Source organism: Streptomyces sp. NBC_01471, from assembly GCF_041438865.1.
Taxonomy (GTDB): Bacteria; Actinomycetota; Actinomycetes; order Streptomycetales; family Streptomycetaceae; genus Streptomyces.
Genome location: NZ_CP109450.1, coordinates 4713799 through 4732041, shown reverse-complemented (window position 1 = coordinate 4732041; position 18243 = coordinate 4713799). Strand labels below are relative to the sequence as shown.

The window sequence follows — 18243 nt, the reverse complement described above, 5'->3', positions numbered from 1 at the left end:
CCGCGCCCGAGCGAAACGACAACGTTTCGCTTGTGGACTCGATCACGCTTGTCGGACCGGGATAAGAGCAGCGGGGCCGGCGCCACGAGTTGCCGGGCCCTCCCAGCGCGGAAAGCATTGGGGGGTGAGCCACGCCGATGCGGGAGACGCCGCGTACCTCCGCTTCCCGAACATCCGGGGCGACCTGCTGTGCTTCGTGACCGAGGACGACCTCTGGGTCGCTCCGCTGGACGACGGGGCCGGGCGGCCCGAGCGGGCCTGGCGGATCACCGCGGACCGGACCCGGGTGGGCCAGCCGCGGTTCTCCCCCGACGGCGGGCACCTCGCGTACACGTCCTGGCGCAGCCTCGACCCGGAGATCCATCTGGCCCCCGTGCAGGGCGGCCCGTCCCGGCGGCTGACGTACTGGGGCTCGCTCGACACCCGGGTCCGCGGCTGGACACCGGAGGGCGACATCCTGGCCGTGGCCTCGCACAGCCAGCCGTTCTCGCACTTCAGCTGGGCCTACACGGTGGCCACCGACGGGTCGCCGGGGGCCAAGCTGCCCTGGGGCCCGGTCCACGACATCGCCGTCGGCGACGTGGACGGCGAGCGCCGCACCCTGCTGCTCACCGGGAAGCCGCCGCACGAACCGGCCGCCTGGAAGCGCTACCGCGGCGGCGCGACCGGCCGCCTCTGGCTGCACGGCAAGCGGCTGCTCGCCGGGATCGACGGCCATCTGGCCTGTCCGATGCTGGTCGGCGGCCGGGTCGCCTTCCTCTCCGACCACGAGGGCATCGGCAACCTCTACTCCTGCCTCCCGGACGGCACCGATCTGCGCCGCCACACCGACCACGCCGAGTGGTACGCGCGGAACGCGTCCACCGACGGCCACCGGGTCGTCTACCAGTGCGCGGGCGACATCTGGCTGGCCGACGACCTGTCGCCCGGCGGGGTGCCGCGCAAACTGGACGTCCGCATCGGCAGCCCGCGCACCGGGCGGCGCGCCTACCAGGTCCCGGCGTCCACCAACGTCGACGGGCTGTCCGTGGACGAGACGGGCCGGGCCAGCGCGGTCGTCGTCCGCGGCAGTCTGTACTGGCTCACCCACCGCGACGGCCCGGCCCGCACCATCACGGACACCCCGGGGGTACGGGTCCGCCTCCCCGAGATGCTCGGCAGCGCCGGACGCATCGCGTACGTCACGGACGCGGAGGGCGAGGACGCGGTCGAGATCGCGTACATGCCGCGCGCCAGCGGTGACCTGCCGCCCCGGCGGTTCGCCGCGGGCGAGCTCGGCCGCGTCCAGGAGATGGTCTCGGACCCCGCGGGGGAGCGGCTGGCCATCGCCTCGCACGACGGGCGGCTCCTGCTGCTCACGGTGGACGACGACGTGACGGACGTACCGGACGAGGCCCCGGACACCGCGCCGGACGGCGCCCCGGGCACCCCACCGGGCGTCCGGGCGGCCGACGAGCCGGGCGCCGGTGAGGTCACCGAGCTGATCCGCTCCCTCAACGGGCCCGTGCGCGACCTGGCCTTCTCCCCCGACGGCACCTGGCTGACCTGGTCGCACCCGGGAATCGGCCGCTCCCTGCGCCAGATCAAGATGGCGAAGATCGCCGGACCGATGGCCCCCACCGTGGTCGACGTCACCAACGGCCGCTTCGAGGACGAGAACCCGGTCTTCACCAGCGACGGCCGCTATCTGGCGTTCCTGTCCTGGCGCGGTTTCGACCCGGTGTACGACGTCCACACCGGCGACCTGTCGTTCCCGCTGGGCTGTCGCCCCTACCTGGTGCCGCTCACCTCCACGACGCCCTCGCCCTTCGCGCTCTCCCCCGACGGCCGCCCGGCGGCGGGCGGCCTCGACCCCGCCGACGATCCGGGGGCCGACAGCGCGGACGGCAGCAAGGTGCTGGTCGAGATCGAGGGCCTGGAGAGCCGGGTCACGCCGTTCCCGGTCCCCGCGTCGAAGTACTCGTCGCTCTGCCCGGTCAGCGGCGGCGGCCTCGTCTGGCTGCGCTGGCCCATCTCGGGCGCGCTCGGCGAGACCTTCGTCAATCCGGCCGACCTCTCGGGCCGCCCCACCCTCGAACACTTCGCCATCGCCAGGGCCCGCAAGGCCGAACTGGTCGACCACCTGGACTGGTTCGCCATCAGCGGCGACGGCAGCAGGCTGGTGGTCATGGACCTGGGCGAGCTGCGCGCGGTCCCGGCCACCGAGCCCGGCGACAACGACACCACGGTCTATCTCGACCCGCGCCGCATCCTGCACGACGTCGATCCGCCGGCCGAGTGGCGCGGGGCGTACGACGAGGCGGGGCGCATCATCCGCGCCTACTTCTGGGAGCCGCGGATGTGCGGCATCGACTGGTCGGCGATCCTGGCGCAGTACCGCCCGCTGGTCGAACGGGTCGCGTCCCCGGACGAGTTCGCCGATCTGCTCCGCGAGGTCCTCGGCGAACTGGGCACCTCGCACGCGTACGTCACCGCCGCCCGCCGCAACGAGGGGCCGCCGCACTACCAGCGGGTGATGGGCCTGCTGGGCGCGAACCTGGTGTGCAGGGACGGCGCCTGGGTGGTCAAGCGCATCCTGCCCGGCGACTCGTCGGACTCCAAGGCACGCTCCCCGCTGGCCGGTACGGGCATCCGCGAGGGCGCCGTACTGACCCATGTCGACGGCCGCCCCGTGGACCCGCTCGCGGGGCCCTGCCCGCTGCTCGCGGCGGCGGGCGGCACCACGGTCGAGCTGACGTTCAGCCCGGCCGGCCGGGAGGGCGGCTCCCGCCGGGTCGCGGTGGTCCCGCTGATCGACGAACGCCCGCTGCGCTATCAGGACTGGGTGGCCAAACGGCGCGCTGTCGTAAGGGAGTTGAGCGACGGGCGGTGCGGCTATCTGCACATCCCCGACATGGGCGGCTCGGGCTGGGCCCAGTTCAACCGCGATCTGCGCCTGGAGGTGTCCCGCCCCGCGCTGATCGTGGACGTACGGGGCAACGCGGGCGGTCACATCAGCGAGCTGGTGGTCGAGAAGCTCACCCGCACGATCCTCGGCTGGGACCTCACCCGCGACGCCCAGCCGGTCTCGTACGCGTCGAACGCACCGCGCGGCCCGGTGGTCGCCCTCGCCGACGAGGCCACCTCGTCCGACGGCGACATGATCACGGCGGCGTTCCGGCTGCTCGGTCTTGGCCCCGTGGTCGGCCAGCGCACCTGGGGCGGGGTGGTCGGCATGACGGGCCGGCACCGCCTCGGCGACGGCACGGTGATCACGGTCCCGATGAACGCGGCCTGGTTCGACGAGTACGGCTGGTCGGTCGAGAACCACGGCGTGGCACCGGACATCGAGGCCCTGCGCACCCCGCTGAACTGGGCCGAGGGCCGCCACGGACAGCTCGACGACGCGGTCTGGACGGCACTCGACCTGCTGGCGGCGACGCCTGCGGCGGAGCCGCCCGACTACACGGATGTTCCGGACAAGAGGCGGCCGAAGCTGCCGCCGCGGTAAGGGCTGTCCCGTGATCCCTGGCGGGCGCACAGCGAGAGGGCGCGCCCCCCGAAGGGGACGCGCCCTCTCACGGCTCGCGTTCAGGAGTCGAACTGGTCCCGGACCCGGTCCGCCCGGTCCTGGCCCCGCTCCCGGTCCGCGACGTTCCCGCGCTCACTCACCTGGTCGTCGGGGCGCGCGAGTCGCTCCGAAGCCTCGTCCCTCGCACCGTCCGCCGGCTGCTTGCCCCGGTCGGCGAGCTGCTGCGCCTTGTCCTTGAACTGGTCCTTCATGCCCATGAGGTTCACTCCCAGTGACGTGTGAGGGATGGAGGGGCTCTGCCCTCCAGGCCTCGACCAGACTGACATGACGGAACATTCGCCGCATTTCGATCAGTAACGCTCCGTGCGCGCCTTCTCGTCCGCCGCCCCGCCCGCACCCACGAGCCCCCGGCCGACCCCGGCGAGCCGCGGCTCGAACCGCCGCATCTCGCGCTGGCCGACGGTGCCGATCAGCGTGGGCAGATAACCGCGTACGGACTGCATCCCGCGCAGCCACCACTGCGCGTACACGTGCGAGGAGCGGCGCTCGATCCCGGCCACGATCCGGTCGACGGCCGGGCCCAGCGGATAGGTGCGGTTCGCCGGCCACGGCAGCCGCTGCCGCAGCTCCCGCATCACCTCGTCCTCGTCCGCGCCGCGCACCATGTCCGTATCCGTCCAGGACAGATAGCCGACGCCCACCCGTACGCCCTTGTAACCGACCTCGGCCCGCAGACAGTGGGCGAACGCCTCGACGCCCGACTTGGACGCGCAGTACGCGGACATCATCGGCGCGGGCGTGATCGCGGCCAGCGACGCGATCTGGAGGAAGTACCCGCGGCTCTCCATCAGCACCGGCAGGAACGCCCGCGCCGTCACCGCCCCGCCCACCAGGTTGACTTCGATGACCCGCCGCCACGCCTCGGGGTCCGAGTCGGTGAAGGGCCCGCCGGACGCCACCCCGGCGTTGGCGACGACGATGTCGACCTTGCCGAAGTGCGCCTTGACCTCCTGCGCCACGGCCGCCATCGCCACGTGGTCGGTGACATCGGCGTGCCAGTGCGCGCTCTCGGTGTGCAGCCGCCCGGAGACCGCCTTCAGCTCGTCCGGCTCCAGGCCGACGAGTGCCACCTTCGCACCACGCGCCGAGAGCTTGCGGGCCAGCAGCTCGCCGACCCCGCGCGCCGCTCCCGTGACGACCGCGACCTGACCCTCCAGGCTGTTCCTGCTCATACGGCCTTCTCCTTGTCCACTCGCCGGCCTGCTGCCAGGTCCACCGGTACATGTGCGGCGGCCAGTTCACGCAGCAGCGCGCCGACCGCTTCTGGGGCCTCCACCGGGGTCATGTGCCCGACGCCCTCCAGTTCGGTGAGGCCGGTGCAGTGCGGCAGCGCGGCGGCCAGCGCCCGCGCGTGCACCACCGGGGTGAGCCGGTCGGCCGTCCCGGCGACCACCGCGGTGGGTACGGCCAACTCCCTTACTCCAGCGTCGAGATCGAGCCCGGCGAGCACCTCCGACCAGGCCACCCGTGCCGCCCGCGGGCAGGCGTGCACGATGCGCGCACACGCGACCACCCGGTCCGGGGCCGAACCGGGGCCCATCGTCGCGTACTTGAGGATCCGCTTCGACACGGGCGTGACCGGCCCGAGCGGGGCTCGCGCCCCGAGCACCGCGCCCGTCAGCCGGGTCCGCAGCCGTCCGGGCCGCAGCGGCAGCACGGTCGACTCGGCGATCAGCCGCGAGCTGCCCGTACTGCACAGCAGTACCGCCGCCGCGTGCTCCCGGAAGACCGGCCGCCCGGCGGCGGCCATCATGGTCATCCCGCCCATCGAGTGGCCGCCGAGCACGGCCCGCTCGCCCGGGGCGAGGGTGGCCGCGAGCACCGCCTCCAGGTCGTCGGCGAGGAGGTCCGTGGTGCAGCCGCGCAGACCGGCCGCGGGCGTACGCCCGTGCCCGCGCTGGTCGTACACCACCACCTTGTGGTCCGCAGCGAGTTCGCTGATCTGCGCGTCCCAGAAGCGGGTCGAGCAGGTCCAGCCGTGCGAGAGCACCACGGCGGGGGCACCCTCGGGCCCGTACACCTCGACATGGATCCGGGCGCCGTCCGCGGAGACGACCGCCGGCTCCCGTGTCCCGGCGCCGCTCACACCGACTCCCGGTCCGCGGGGCGGCCCTGGTCACCGGTGCGCCCGCGGTCCACGACGGGGTCGCGGTCGCCGGTGCGGTCGTGGTCGCCGGTGCGCTGGCGCACCAGGGGGAGGTCGGTCCCGGCCCGTACGACCTCGTACTCGCCGAGGTCCACCCCCCGCGTGGCCTTGCGGAACTCGGCTGTCGTGCCCGGCCAGATCGTGGTGTTGCGCCCGTTGGCGTCGAGGTACCAGCTGGTGCAGCCGCCGGTGTTCCACACGGTCCGCTTCATCCGCTCCTGGACGCGGACGTTCCAGGCGTCCACCGCCGCGGGCCGGGGGTCGAGGGCGACACGTCCGCCCAGTACGTTCAACTGCCGCATGTAGTCCGCGAGATAGCTCAGCTGGGACTCGATCATCAGGATCATCGAGGAGTTCCCGAGGCCGGTGTTCGGGCCGATGATCGTCATCCAGTTGGGGAACCCGGCGGCCGTCGCGCCGCGCAGCGACTGCATGCCGCCCTTCCAGGACTCGGCGAGCGTGGCACCGTCGGCGCCCACCACCCGCTCGGCGATCGGCATGTCCGTCACGTGGAACCCGGTACCGAAGATGATCACATCCGCCTCGGTCTCGGTTCCGTCGGAGGCGACCAGCGTATTTCCCCTGACCTCCTTGAGCCCGGACGCCACGACGTCCACATTGGGCTGCGCGAGCGCCGGGTAGTACGAGCTGGAGAGCAGGATGCGCTTGCACCCGATCCGGTACGAGGGCGTCAGCTTGGCGCGCAGCGCCGGGTCCTTGATCGACCGGCCGATGTTGGCCCTGCCTATCGACTCGATCAGGCCGAGTTCGTTGGGGTGCTTGGTGAAGGCGCTGACCTGGAGCTCTCGTATGCTCCACAGCAGCCGCCTGCGGGCGGCGGCGGTGAACGGCACCTTGCCGTGCAGCCACCGCTCGGCGCCGCTTATGGCACGGTCCATCCGGGGCATCACCCACGGCGGGGTGCGCTGGAAGAGGGTGAGCCGCCCGGCCTCGGGCTGGATCGCGGGCACGATCTGGATCGCGGACGCCCCGGTCCCGATCATCGCGACGCGCTTGCCGCGCAGGTCGGCCCCGTGGTCCCACTGCGCGGAGTGGAAGACCTGACCGGCGAACGAGTCGAGCCCCGGGATGTCCGGCAGCTTGGGGTCGGAGAGCGGCCCGGTCGCGGAGACGACCACGTCGGCGGTCAGCGTCCCCTGCGAGGTCTCGATCTCCCAGCGCAGTTCACCCGAGTCCCAGCGCATCATCCGCACCTCGTGGTCGAGGCGGATGTGCGGCCGCAGCCCGAAGGTGTCGGCGACGTTCTCCAGATAGGCCCGGATGTGCGGCTGGCCGGAGAACGTGCGGGGCCAGTCGGGGTTGGGGGCGAAGGAGAACGAGTAGAGGTGGGACGGCACGTCACAGGCGCACCCCGGATAGCTGTTGTCGCGCCAGGTCCCGCCGACCGAACCGGCCCGCTCCAGGACGACGAAGTCGGTTATCCCCTCGCGGCGCAGCCGGACGGCGGCCCCCAGGCCGCCGAATCCGGATCCGATCACCGCCACTCGTACATGCTCGTGCTGGGCCATGCTGCCGCCTCCCGCAGTACCCCGGACCCTGCCAGTAATCACTGGCACTGTTGGAGAGTAGAGCAGCTTCGTACTCATGGGTAGGGGGCGGACCGAGGAAAGTTCGCACCGGTACGACATAGGCTTCCGGCGTGGCAGAGGAAAGAACGGGGCGCGAGTACCGCATGGAGGAACTGGCCGAAGCGGCCGGGATCACCGTGCGCACCCTGCGCTTCTACCGCGAACGCAAACTGATCCCGCCACCGCGCCGCGAGGGCCGCATCGCCTGGTACGACGAACACCACCTGGCCCGGCTGCACACGATCTCGGCCCTCCTGGAGCGCGGCCACACGCTCAGCGGCATCGCGGATCTCGCCACGGCCTTCGAGAGCGGCCGGGACGTGGCACAGCTGCTCGGCCTGGCCACCACCGAGCCCCCCGCCTGGACCGAGGAGGAGCCGGTCCGGCTCACCCCGGAGCAGCTCGCGGACTACTTCGAGGGCGAGGTCACGGCGGAGAACCTCGCCGCCGCCCTGGACCTCGGCTATCTCGCCACCGACGGCGACGACATAGTCCACATCAGCCGCCGCCTGCTGGACGTGTCGGCGGCACTGGTCCGCCAGGGCGTGCCGCTGGCATCGGTCCTCGCGGCGGGCCACGAGGTCCGCAAGCACACCGAGGCACTCACGGAACTCTTCTCCGCCCTGGTCCACACCCATCTGCGGGACGACGACTTCACGAGCGCGATGGACCGGGTGCGGCCGCTGGCGAAGGACGTGGTGGAAGCGGAGCTCTCGATGTCGCTCGACCGCCGGATACGGGCGGAGAAGAGCGACCCGGAAGCGGAGTAGCACCCGCCGCCGCCCCACACCCCGTACCGGGCCTCACACCACACGCGCCCGGCGGACCGGGCCGATCCGTCGGGTCGGGTTGCGGCCGACCGGGCGGGTCGGGTTACGGGCGGGCCGGGCCGGGTCCTACAGGCCGTACACCGCCGTGACCGGCGCGTGGTCGCTCCACCGCTCGTCGTGCGTCGCGGCCCGCTCGACCCATGCCTTGACCGCCTTCGCGGCCAGCCCGGGCGTCGCCATCTGGTAGTCGATGCGCCAGCCCGCGTCGTTGTCGAAGGCCCGCCCCCGGTAGGACCACCACGAGTAGGGACCCTCCACATCCGGGTGCAGCCCGCGCACCACGTCGACGTAGTCGCCGCCGTCCCCGGCGAGGACGCGCGTCAGCCACTCCCGCTCCTCGGGCAGGAAGCCGGAGTTCTTCTTGTTGCCCTTCCAGTTCTTGAGGTCGGCCTCCTGGTGGGCGATGTTCCAGTCACCGCAGACCACGACCTCGCGGCCGTCGGCCGCCGCCCGCTCCCTGAGCCCCTTGAGGTACGGCAGGAACTCGGCCATGAACCGCAGCTTCTCGTCCTGCCGCTCCGTGCCGACCTCGCCCGACGGCAGATAGAGGCTCGCCACCGTCACACCGGGCAGGTCGATCTCGGCGTACCGCCCGCTGCCGTCGAACTCCGTACTGCCGAATCCGATCTGCACCCGCTCCGGCTCACGCCGGGCGTACAGCGAGACACCTGCGCGCCCCTTGGCGGCAGCCGGAGCGTGCACGGTGAACCAGTCCTCCGGCTCGCGGACCTCCTGGGTCAGCTGCTGGGGCTCGGCGCGCACCTCCTGGAGGCAGATCACATCGGCGTCGGTCTGCGCCAGCCACTCCACGAAGCCCTTCTTGGCGGCGGCGCGCAGCCCGTTCACGTTTACGGTTGTCACAGTGAGCATCAGGGCACCCTACCGACCACGGCCGGGAGCCCGCCCCCACCACGTGTCCCACCCCATCGTCGATTGCACAGATGCAACCATGCCCCGCATGAATATCCGGCCGGTCCGCTACGACCACCCCGACGCCGTCAAGCTCAACGACCAGGTCCAGCTCGAATACATCGAGCGCTACGGCGACGGCGGCGACATCACCCCGCTCGACGCGACGATGTTCGCCCCGCCCGCCGGGCTCTACCTCCTGGCGTACGACGAGAACGACAGCCCGGTGGCCACCGGCGGCTGGCGCAACCAGGACGAGGGCGGCGACCACGGGTACTCGACCGGCGACGCCGAGCTGAAGCGGATGTACGTGGTCCGCGAGGCGCGCGGCCTGGGCCTGGCCCGCCGGATCCTCGCCGCCCTGGAGGAGAGCGCCCGCGCGGCGGGCCGGACCCGCATGGTGCTGGAGACCGGCGACCAGCAGCCCGAGGCGATAGCGCTGTACACGTCGAGCGGTTACACCCCCTGCCCGAAGTTCGGCCACTACCGCGAGTACCAGAGCAGCCGCTGCTTCGCGAAGCCGCTCACCCCGCCCGCCGGATGACCGCCGGATGACCGCCGGCCCCGCACGGAGCCGGCCCGGCGGCGCTCAGCGCTTGCGGGCGACCCCCACGTAGAAGCCACTCCGCTCCTTCACCGGCGCGGGCCCGTCCTGGTACCACTCGGTCGCGGACACCAGGCCCGGCGGGACGAGATCGAGTCCGTCGAAGAACGGCTCGACCTCCGCCCGGGTGCGCATCCGCAGCGAGATGGCACCGTCGCGGTACGCCGTCCTGGTCTCGTCCTCCAGCTCCGGGTGCTGGTCCGCCGTACCGTGCGAGAGGACCAGACAGCTGCCGGACGGCAGGGCGTCGACCAGGGTGCGGGTGATGCCGTACGGGTCCTGGTCGTCGGGCAGGAAGTGCATCAGCGCGATGAGCGACAGGGCGACAGGCCGCTCGAAGTCCAGCAGTTCACGGGCGCGGCCGAGAATGAGCTCCGGCTCGCGCACATCGGCGTGGATGTAGTCGGTGGCGCCCTCCGGGTGGCTGATGAGCAGGGCCTCCGCGTGACGCAGCACGATCGGGTCGTTGTCCGCGTAGACGACACGAGCGGTGGGCGTGACGGCCTGGACCACCTGGTGCAGATTGGGCGCGGTCGGAATGCCCGTACCGACGTCGAGGAACTGGTCGACACCGTTCCGCGCCAGCCACCCGGCCGCACGGTGCATGAAGGCCCGGTTCCGCGCCGCGTTGGCACGCGCCTCCGGCGGCAGCTTCTCGCCGACCCGCTGATCGACCGGGTAGTTGTCCTTGCCGCCCAGGAGCCAGTCGTAGACGCGGGCCGGGTGGGGTCTGCTGGTGTCGATCAGAGGCTTGTCGCTGCGGGCCGTCACGGGATGCTCCTCGGGTGTTCGAATCGCGTGCGTACAAGGTAGTCCGCGCGACAAGGCCCTTCGCGCGCGGAGACCCCTGAGCGCGAGCGGAGCCCCCCTGAGCGTGTGCGGAGCCTCCCACCGGGAGCCTACGGAGAACCCCCCGGGGCCTCTTGACAAAGGGACCGGGGGCTACCGATCATTGAATTCAGGTCTGACAACGTTGTCAAGCGTGCATCGGGAGCGACGTGACCCAGTTGAATCGCAGGCGTTTCCTGTCCAGCGGGATCGCCGTCGCCGGTGGTGGTGTCCTCGGTGCGCTCGGGCCGTCAGGTGCCGCGAGGGCGGCGCCGGGCGGCGCCGGATCCCATCACCCCCTCCGCACCGGCGGCCACGAGATCACCAGCGGCTGGACCTTCACGGCGGCCGACTCCACGACGGTGCCCGGCGACGGGCTGGCCAGCGCGCGGCACATCGCCGGTATGAAGCCGGCCGTCGTGCCGGGGACACCGCTCACGAGCATGATCGCCAACGGCGAGTACCCCGATCCGCTGTACGGCCACATCGTGACCGACACGGTCCCGGACACCCTCAAGGACACCGGTTACTGGTACCGGGTCGCGTTCCCCGTACCGAGGCTGATCCCGGGCCAGCGGTTCTGGCTGCACTTCGAGGGCATCAACTACCTGGGGACCGTCTGGCTCGACGGCACCGAGGTGGGCACCGTCGAGGGCGCCTTCAAACGCGGGGTCTTCGACGTCACGGACATCGTCGCGAAGGCGGACGGCACAGCCCATCTCGCTGTGCTGGTAGGTAAGTTGGACTACGCCGACCCTCCGTCGCCGCCGAGCTACGCCAGCGGCGTGACCCGCGGCGGGAAGAACGGCGGCAAGACCGGGATCACCCTGAAGAACGGGCCGACGCTCTTCTGCACGGCGGGCTGGGACTGGCTGCCCACCATCCCCGACCGGGACCTCGGCATCTGGCAGCCGGTCACCTGGTACACCACCGGGCCGGTCCGCCTGGCCGACGTGCACGTCGATCCCACGCTCTCCGCCGATCTGCGCACGGCCGACGTCGCGATCGGCCTCAGCCTCGACAGCGCCTCCGGCAAGCCCAGAGCCGTACTGGTGAAGGGGTCCCTCGACGGTCACGAGTTCGAACACACCGTCACCGTGCCGGCCGGTTCGTCCTCGGTCACGCTGACGTCGAAAGACATCGGCTGCCTGCGGCTGCACCGGCCGAAGCTGTGGTGGCCCAACGGCTACGGCGACGCCCACCGCTATCGGCTGACGATCGGCGTCGAGTCCGGTGGCCAGGTCCACGACGAGCGGACGGTGGACTTCGGGGTCCGGCGGATCGAGTACACCAAGCCGGTCCAGTCACCGTCCGGCACTCCGGTCGACTGCCTGGCCATCACCGTCAACAACCAGCCGATCCTGGTGATGGGCGGCAACTGGGGCCTGGACGAGGCACTCAAGCGCATTCCGCGGGAACGGCTGCGTGAGCAGGTGCGGCTGCACCGCGACGCCAACCTCAACCTGATCCGGAACTGGAACGGCCAGAGCAGCACCGAGGACTTCTTCGAGGCGTGCGACGAGTACGGCATCCTCGTCTGGCAGGACTTCTTCTGCTCGACCGAAGGCCCCCCGCCGGCGAACGTCGCCCGCGACCTGGACAACATCCGCGACTGCATCGTGCGGTTCCGCAACCACCCGTCGGTCCTCCTCTGGTGCGGCGGCAACGAAGGCCCGCCGCCGCAGCCGCTCATCGACGGCCTGGACTCGCTGGTCGCCGAACTGGACCCCAAGCGCGCGGCGCTGACCAGCTCGGCCGGCGACACCGGCAAGGACCCGATCGGCGGGTACAGCTCCGGCGGGCCGTACCACTGGGTCACCCCGGCCACCCACTTCTCCCTCAACGACGGCACGCACTGGCCTCCGTTCCACAACGAGGTCGGCTCGTACTCGATCCCGACGCTCGAATTCATCAGGAAGATGCTCCCCGAGGCGTCGTGGGAGCACCCGGACGACTTCTGGGCCGACCGCGACGTCAACGGCAACGGGGGCAACGGCGGCGGCGCGGGCTATCTCAAGCTCACCGCGGAGCGCTACGGCGAACTGCAGAACCTCCCGGACTTCGCCCGCAAGTCCCAGCTGATGAACTACGAGTGCACCAGGGCGATCTACGAGGCGCACGCCGCGAACATGGAGAGCGCCGCGCAGGGCAAGCCGTATCCGCGCACCGGCGTCATCATGTGGATGACCAATCCCGCGCAGCCCAGTTTCGTCTGGCAGATGTACAGCCACGACCTTGAGGCGCACGCGTCGTTCTACGCGGTGCAGCACGCGTGCCGGCGGGTCAACGTGATCCTCAACAGCCAGACCCTCGACGTGGTGGTGGCCAACCACACCCGGGAGGCGGTGCGGGGCGCCGTCGCCGTCACGCTCCACGACCTGAACGGGGAGGCGTTCGCCAGTACTTCGCTGCGCGTCGGCGGAGCGGCGGCGTCCGACCACACCGTGATCGGCACCATCGCCCCCCAGCTGAAGGGCGCGCCCTCCGACGTCGCCTTCGTCCGGCTCGTGTTCAAGGACCCGCACGGCGCGGAAACGGTCCGCAACTTCTACTGGGTCGAGAATCCGGCCCGGGCCGCGGGGTTCGTGAGCCTGGACGACGCGCCCGCGGCCGCCGTCTCCGTCGTGGCCCGCGCGCAGCACCGGCGGGACGGCGTCGAACTGACGGTGGAGGCCGAGAACACCGGCACGGCCATGGCCCTGATGCTGCACCTTCAGGTGTACGACACCCGGACCGGCGAACGGGTCCTGCCGGCCACGTTCAGCGACAACTACCTGAACCTGGCAGGCGGCGAGTCCGGCACCGCCCGGGTACGGCTGGACAGTGAGCAGGCCCGGCGCCACCCGGAGATCGGCGTACGGATCGACGGCTGGAAGATCGACCAGCGCGCCTCCCGGCTGCGGGGGCACGGAGTGGCCGTGACCTTCAACCAGGCGGCCTTGTCGACCCACCCGCCGACGAAGACCTTCGGCGGGTGAGGGTGTGCGGCCCGCACCCCCGGGCCGCACACCCCCGGGCACCGGCACCCGCCGTCATCCTCCGGGCCGGTGCCCGAACCGCACCCCGTCCCACGGCGCTTCCGCCGGGAAGGACTCCGCCCGGCGCTGGCCGGCCGGGCGGGAAGGGGCCCGTTCGATGACGGGTTCCGTGTCCTCGATGCGCTCCAGCCACCCCAGCAGGGTGTCCCGGAGTCCGTCCGCGACCGCCCGGTGCGAGTCGCGGCCGACGAGGTTGTCCAGCTCGTACGGGTCGGCCGCCAGGTCGTACAGCTCGGTCTCCGTGTAGCGGTCGGCGTCCGGGTCGTTCCACGCGTCGGCCCCGGGTGCCTCCACCGCGTACTTCCAGCGCGAGGTACGCACCGCCCGGCCCACCCGGTCCTCGCTGATCTGCACGAACGCGGAGCCGGAGCGGCCGGGATCACGGCCGCCGCCGGTCAGCGGCAGCAGGGAGCGCCCCTGCACACCGTCCGGCACCGCGAGGCCCGCGGCGGCCAGCAGTGTGGGCATCAGGTCCACCGTGCCGACGGGTTCCCGGACGAGCCCGCCGCCGCTGAATCCGGGCCCGGTCAGCGCGAGCGGTACGCGGACCGACGCCTCGTGGGCCGAGCGCTTGTACTCGCTGTTGCGGGTGCGGAAGTGGGAGCCGTGGTCCGCGGTCCACGCCAGCACGGTGTTCTCCTCCGTCCCGAGACTGCGCAGGGCGTCGCGCAGCCGCCCCACCCCCTCGTCGACGCGCTTGATCTGGCCGAGATATCCGGCGAGGTGGCGGTGCGCGCCGCCCTGCGGGGCGCCGGGACCGAGCGCGGCCAGGTCGGGCGGCAGCCAGGCACTCTCGTAGCGCTCGCGGAAGCCGGTGGGGGCGGGGTAGTCGTCGGTGGGGTTCTGGTGGTGCGGTTCCAGCAGGGAGAGGAACAGCAGGTACGGGCGGTCGTGGTGGTCGGCCACGAACCGGATCGCCGCGTCGATCAGTGCGTCCGAGCGGTAGCCGGGCAGCCGGACCGGCTCGCCGTCCTCGTCGTACACCACCGTGCGGTAGGCGTCCGAGGTGAATTCGAGCCGGTCCGATGCGAGCCACCTCGCGTAGCCGCCGCGGCGCGCGGGCGGCACCGGGCCGTCCGGGCCGTCCTCGCCCGCCAGATGCCATTTGCCGATGTACCCGGTCGTGTACCCGGCCGCGGCGAACTCGCCGGCGAGTGTGGGCATGTCCTGCGGGAGCGGAAGCCCGTTGCGGAACACCCCTGTCGCGGTGGGGAAGCGGCCGGTCTGGAGGGCCGAACGGGCCGGTGCACACACGGGGTTGGGCGTGATCGCCTGCTCGAACAGGGTGCCTTCGCGGGCGAGGCGGTCGAATTCGGGGGTCACCCCGGCAGGGTTGCCGTGCACGCCCGTCGTGTCCCAGCGCTGCTGATCCGTGAGGACCACGATCACCTGCGGGGGCGCCCCGGCGGGCGGCGGGGATTCCCCGCCGCCCGCCGGACCGGTGACCTCACCGTACGAGGCGGAGCCGCTCATGCGCCGGTCTTCTCCGCTGCCCGGGTGCCCGGCGCGCCCGGGAGGTCCGATGTTCCGGAGGCTCCGGAGGCGATGCCGAAGGCGGGGTCGGGCACCTCCTCGGGGCTGAGGAGGGTGGACCGGCGGCCGTCGACACCGAACGGGATGTCGCCGTCGATGGTGACGCGCCGGAGCTTGCGCTCGTGGTCGTCGGAGTCGTCGACCCCGTAGTGCTGAGTGGCGCGGTTGTCCCAGATCGCGACGTCACCGGTCTGCCACTGCCAGCGCACGGTGTTCTCCGGGCGCTCGATGTGCGACTGGAACAGGTCGAGGAGGGCCCGGGAGTCCCGGCCGGTCAGTCCGCTGATGCGCTGCACGAAGTTGCCGAGGAGCAGGACGCGTTCGCCGGTCTCGGGGTGGACGCGCACCACCGGGTGCTCGGTGAGGAACTTCGTCGATGTGAACACCTTCTGGTACTGGGCGAGTGCCTCCGGGCGGGCGTTGGGGCGCAGGGCCACGTAGTCGTAGTCGTTGGAGTGGACGGCGCGCAGAGTGTCGGCGAGGGCCCGCAACGGCTCGGGAAGTCCGGCGTAGGCCGCCGCGGTGTTGGCCCACAGGGTGTTGCCGCCGTACGGCGGGATGACGACACCACGCAGGATCGAGAAGGCCGGGTAGGCGGGCACGAAGGTGACGTCGGTGTGCCACTGGTTGGCCCGGCCGCCGTGGTCCGAGTCGATGCCGAGCGAGTAACGGCCGTCGGCGGACGGGACGGTGGGGTGCGCGACCGGGGTACCGAGCAGCCGGCCGAACGCCTCGTGGCTGTCCTCGTCCAGGTGGTCCTGGCCGCGGAAGAAGACGACCTTGTTGGCGAGCAGCGTGTCCCTGACGGCGGTGACGGTGGCCGGGTCGAGGTCGCCGCCGAGGCGCACCCCGGAGATGACGGCACCGATACGGCCGCCGAGCTTCTGGACGGTGAGCGTGGTGGCAGGGGCGGTGGTTGCCGAGGACATGGCGGGATTCCCTTCGGAAGCCGGGATCATCGATTGATTAATCCCGGAGAGGAATTAATGAGACCGAGCGGTGGACCGGGACGGAACGGGGCGGTGAACCAGGAGATGCCGGCCGGAGGAGATGCCGACGCGAGGATGTGTCGGCCCGAGGAGGTGTCGGCCCGAGGAGGTGTCGGGCCCCGGAGGTGGAGTACGAAGAGGTAGCGGTACGGAGAGGTGGCGGCCTGAGGCGAGTCGCGGTCGCGGGGCTACGGGGCGACGCGGCCGGGGTGTCCGGTCAGGCGGCGGTACAGCGGCCCGGACACGCCACCCGCACAGCGGAGCGGGCGGCGTGGGCGGCGTGGGCGGGCCACGCGTCGGGGACGGCCGTCGCGAACATGCCCCGGAGGTTTCCAGCGCCCTCCCGTCCGCGTCAAGAGCCCGCCACCTGCCGGGTGGTGTGCGGAAGTGGTTGAATCGGCGTCTGCGCCGGGCCGGCGGCCACCGCGCCCGTCCACCGGGAAATCACCTCTGAGCAGCGGTTTTTCATCAGCTCGGGATCAGCTCGGGTGGGGTTCGCGCACCCTCTTCCGGACCCTGCCGGGGGCAGTGGCGCGATTTCATGCCGCCGTAATGTCGCGTCCGCCGCCCCGGCGGCGCCGGACCGAAGGAAGCCCCCATGACAGCCGCTCCCCGGACCTCCCCGGCGCCCGGTGACGGCCGCCGGGAGGCCAATGCCGCATCGGTGCTGCGCACCGTGCTGGACCACGGCCCGGTCGCCCGCCGGAAGATCACCGAACTCTCCGGACTCAGCCCGGCCGCCGTCTCACGTCAGTGCACCGACCTCGTCCGCCTCGGCCTGGTGCGGGAGTTGCCCGATCTCACGGAGAACAGCGGTGTCGGCCGACCGCAGGTCCCGGTCGACCTGCACACCGGCGAGCCCGGCGGCCCGGTGGCGGGCGGTGTCCACATCGGTGTGCCTTCGTCGACGTTCGGCCTGCTCGACCTGCGCGGACGGCTGCTGGCCCGCCGGGCGTTCCCGCACGACGCCATCGCCCCCGGGGAGCTGCCGTACCGGATCCGTCAGGGGCTGCGGGCGTTCCTCGACGACGCCGCCGACGGCCGCCGCCTGCTGGGGGTGGGCGCGGCCCTCGGCGGATGGGTGGACCCGGGCCCGGGGACGGCCGTCCGGCATGACGCGCTGGGCTGGCACCACCGGCCGCTCGCCGCTGAACTCGCCCGTGATCTGGGCGGACTTCAGGTGCGGATCGACAATCACGCCCGGGCCATCGCCCAGTCCGAGATCCTCTTCGGCCGGCCGGCGGCGCGCCGCAGCCTGGTCCATCTCTTCGTCGGCAATGTGGTCGACGCGGCTCTGGGCATCGCGGGAGTGGTCCACCAGGGCCCCGGGTCCGGTGCGGGCGACGTCGCGCATCTTCCCGTACCCGACTCCACCGTCGCCTGCCCCTGCGGGCGGTCCGGCTGCCTTGAGGCGACGGCCTCCAACACGGCCGTCGCGCTGACCGCCGTACGGCGCGGGATCGTTCCGGAGCCCGATGTGTTCCTGGTCGTGGACGCGGCCGCGGCCGGTGACCTGCGGGCCGACCGGCTGCTGCGGGAACGCGCCCGCGCGGTCGGCCGGGCGGCGGCCCTGCTGCTCGATGTGCTCAACCCCGATCTGGTCGTGGTCACCGAGAGTTCCAGCCTGGTCAACCCGGACTACCTGGAGGAGATCCGGGGCGCCGCGGTCGACCTGTCGCACGTCTGCGGTGACCCCGAACGGATCGTGGTTCCACATGCCGGTACGGCGGTGCTGCCCGTAGCGGCCGGCACGATTCTGCTGAACCCGCTGTTCAGAAGCCCTCTGACGGCCTTCGGCCAGGAGCCGCCCGGACGGAACGGGAGCAGGCCCGGGTATCAGGATCCGGACGCGGCATGTTGACCGCCCGGCGAAGCCACTGCCATATTGCTCCCGTGAACCCGGACATGCGCCTCATCTCCCGCAGGCACGTCGACCTCTGTCGACAGGCCAGCGCGGTCTGTGCCCCGCGCGGCTGACCCGGACGCCTTCCCGCGGGTCCGGCTGCCCGTGACCCACAGCTGACCCGGTCGTCCGGGCCCTGCGCCGCCGTGCTCCCGGCCGCCCCGAGCGGGGCCGTGGCTCCGTACCCGCTTTCCGCCGGTCCGCCGACCCAGTCACCTCGCGCCGGAGCGCACAACTCACGCCACCGCCCTGCCCGTTCGCGCTGACGCCGTACGGCTTCCGCGCTCTGCGGGCTCCATTCGT

The 18243-nt window shown here is 72.0% G+C and carries 14 protein-coding genes; 6 read left to right on the top strand and 8 right to left on the bottom strand.

Annotated elements, in window-relative coordinates:
• The first annotated feature begins 124 nt into the window (after positions 1 to 124).
• Positions 125 to 3490, top strand: coding sequence for a S41 family peptidase (locus tag OG285_RS21120; RefSeq protein WP_371791886.1), 3366 nt, complete (start codon positions 125 to 127; stop codon positions 3488 to 3490).
• A gap of 80 nt (positions 3491 to 3570) precedes the next feature.
• Here OG285_RS21120 and OG285_RS21115 read toward each other — a convergent pair whose 3' ends face one another.
• From OG285_RS21115 to OG285_RS21100, 4 genes are all read right to left on the bottom strand, one after another.
• Positions 3571 to 3762: a hypothetical protein gene (locus OG285_RS21115; protein ID WP_356833980.1), complete on the bottom strand. Its 192-nt coding sequence runs from the start codon at positions 3760 to 3762 to the stop codon at positions 3571 to 3573.
• Between the two features lie 99 nt (positions 3763 to 3861).
• The gene (locus tag OG285_RS21110) at positions 3862 to 4743 is read right to left on the bottom strand and encodes an SDR family oxidoreductase (RefSeq protein ID WP_371791885.1); all 882 of its coding nucleotides are present in this window, start codon (positions 4741 to 4743) and stop codon (positions 3862 to 3864) included.
• Positions 4740 to 5657: an alpha/beta fold hydrolase gene (locus tag OG285_RS21105; RefSeq protein ID WP_371791884.1), complete on the bottom strand. Its 918-nt coding sequence runs from the start codon at positions 5655 to 5657 to the stop codon at positions 4740 to 4742. The genes OG285_RS21110 and OG285_RS21105 overlap by 4 nt, the downstream gene beginning before the upstream one ends.
• Positions 5654 to 7246: a flavin-containing monooxygenase gene (locus OG285_RS21100; protein ID WP_371791883.1), complete on the bottom strand. Its 1593-nt coding sequence runs from the start codon at positions 7244 to 7246 to the stop codon at positions 5654 to 5656. Before OG285_RS21100 ends, OG285_RS21105 begins: the two co-directional genes overlap by 4 nt.
• Positions 7247 to 7377: 131 nt before the next feature.
• On the opposite strand from OG285_RS21100, the gene OG285_RS21095 reads away from it, so the two are divergent.
• Positions 7378 to 8076 (top strand): MerR family transcriptional regulator, encoded by a 699-nt coding sequence (locus tag OG285_RS21095; protein WP_371791882.1) that lies wholly within the window; start codon positions 7378 to 7380, stop codon positions 8074 to 8076.
• 126 nt (positions 8077 to 8202) lie between these two features.
• Here the strand turns inward: OG285_RS21095 and OG285_RS21090 are convergent, their stop codons facing one another.
• Positions 8203 to 9006, bottom strand: coding sequence for an exodeoxyribonuclease III (locus OG285_RS21090; RefSeq protein ID WP_371791881.1), 804 nt, complete (start codon positions 9004 to 9006; stop codon positions 8203 to 8205).
• An 88-nt stretch (positions 9007 to 9094) separates the two neighbouring features.
• On the opposite strand from OG285_RS21090, the gene OG285_RS21085 reads away from it, so the two are divergent.
• Positions 9095 to 9589: a GNAT family N-acetyltransferase gene (locus tag OG285_RS21085; protein ID WP_356833970.1), complete on the top strand. Its 495-nt coding sequence runs from the start codon at positions 9095 to 9097 to the stop codon at positions 9587 to 9589.
• 45 nt (positions 9590 to 9634) lie between these two features.
• Here OG285_RS21085 and OG285_RS21080 read toward each other — a convergent pair whose 3' ends face one another.
• On the bottom strand, positions 9635 to 10420 hold the full coding sequence (locus OG285_RS21080; protein WP_356833967.1) for an SAM-dependent methyltransferase: 786 nt from the start codon (positions 10418 to 10420) through the stop codon (positions 9635 to 9637).
• Positions 10421 to 10647: 227 nt separating this feature from the next.
• On the opposite strand from OG285_RS21080, the gene OG285_RS21075 reads away from it, so the two are divergent.
• On the top strand, positions 10648 to 13455 hold the full coding sequence (locus tag OG285_RS21075; protein ID WP_371791880.1) for a glycoside hydrolase family 2 TIM barrel-domain containing protein: 2808 nt from the start codon (positions 10648 to 10650) through the stop codon (positions 13453 to 13455).
• Positions 13456 to 13509: 54 nt separating this feature from the next.
• Here OG285_RS21075 and OG285_RS21070 read toward each other — a convergent pair whose 3' ends face one another.
• Complete coding sequence (locus tag OG285_RS21070; RefSeq protein ID WP_371791879.1) at positions 13510 to 14988, bottom strand: sulfatase-like hydrolase/transferase; 1479 nt, start codon at positions 14986 to 14988, stop codon at positions 13510 to 13512.
• Positions 14985 to 15977 (bottom strand): TauD/TfdA dioxygenase family protein, encoded by a 993-nt coding sequence (locus OG285_RS21065; RefSeq protein WP_371791878.1) that lies wholly within the window; start codon positions 15975 to 15977, stop codon positions 14985 to 14987. Before OG285_RS21065 ends, OG285_RS21070 begins: the two co-directional genes overlap by 4 nt.
• A 658-nt stretch (positions 15978 to 16635) precedes the next feature.
• Here OG285_RS21065 and OG285_RS21060 point away from each other — a divergent pair.
• Positions 16636 to 17898: an ROK family protein gene (locus tag OG285_RS21060; RefSeq protein WP_371791877.1), complete on the top strand. Its 1263-nt coding sequence runs from the start codon at positions 16636 to 16638 to the stop codon at positions 17896 to 17898.
• Positions 17892 to 18014, top strand: coding sequence for a putative leader peptide (locus tag OG285_RS21055; protein ID WP_356833956.1), 123 nt, complete (start codon positions 17892 to 17894; stop codon positions 18012 to 18014). Before OG285_RS21060 ends, OG285_RS21055 begins: the two co-directional genes overlap by 7 nt.
• Positions 18015 to 18243 lie beyond the last annotated feature (229 nt).

Excerpts from the sequence above, each read along its gene's own strand:
- OG285_RS21100 (WP_371791883.1), bottom strand. The coding sequence starts at position 7,246 with ATGGCCCAGCACGAGCATGTACGAGTGGCGGTGATCGGATCCGGATTC.
- OG285_RS21065 (WP_371791878.1), bottom strand. The coding sequence starts at position 15,977 with ATGTCCTCGGCAACCACCGCCCCTGCCACCACGCTCACCGTCCAGAAG.
- OG285_RS21070 (WP_371791879.1), bottom strand. The coding sequence starts at position 14,988 with ATGAGCGGCTCCGCCTCGTACGGTGAGGTCACCGGTCCGGCGGGCGGC.
- OG285_RS21085 (WP_356833970.1), top strand. The coding sequence starts at position 9,095 with ATGAATATCCGGCCGGTCCGCTACGACCACCCCGACGCCGTCAAGCTC.
- OG285_RS21110 (WP_371791885.1), bottom strand. The coding sequence starts at position 4,743 with ATGAGCAGGAACAGCCTGGAGGGTCAGGTCGCGGTCGTCACGGGAGCG.
- OG285_RS21090 (WP_371791881.1), bottom strand. The coding sequence starts at position 9,006 with ATGCTCACTGTGACAACCGTAAACGTGAACGGGCTGCGCGCCGCCGCC.
- OG285_RS21115 (WP_356833980.1), bottom strand. The coding sequence starts at position 3,762 with ATGAAGGACCAGTTCAAGGACAAGGCGCAGCAGCTCGCCGACCGGGGC.
- OG285_RS21060 (WP_371791877.1), top strand. The coding sequence starts at position 16,636 with ATGACAGCCGCTCCCCGGACCTCCCCGGCGCCCGGTGACGGCCGCCGG.
- OG285_RS21055 (WP_356833956.1), top strand. The coding sequence starts at position 17,892 with ATGTTGACCGCCCGGCGAAGCCACTGCCATATTGCTCCCGTGAACCCG.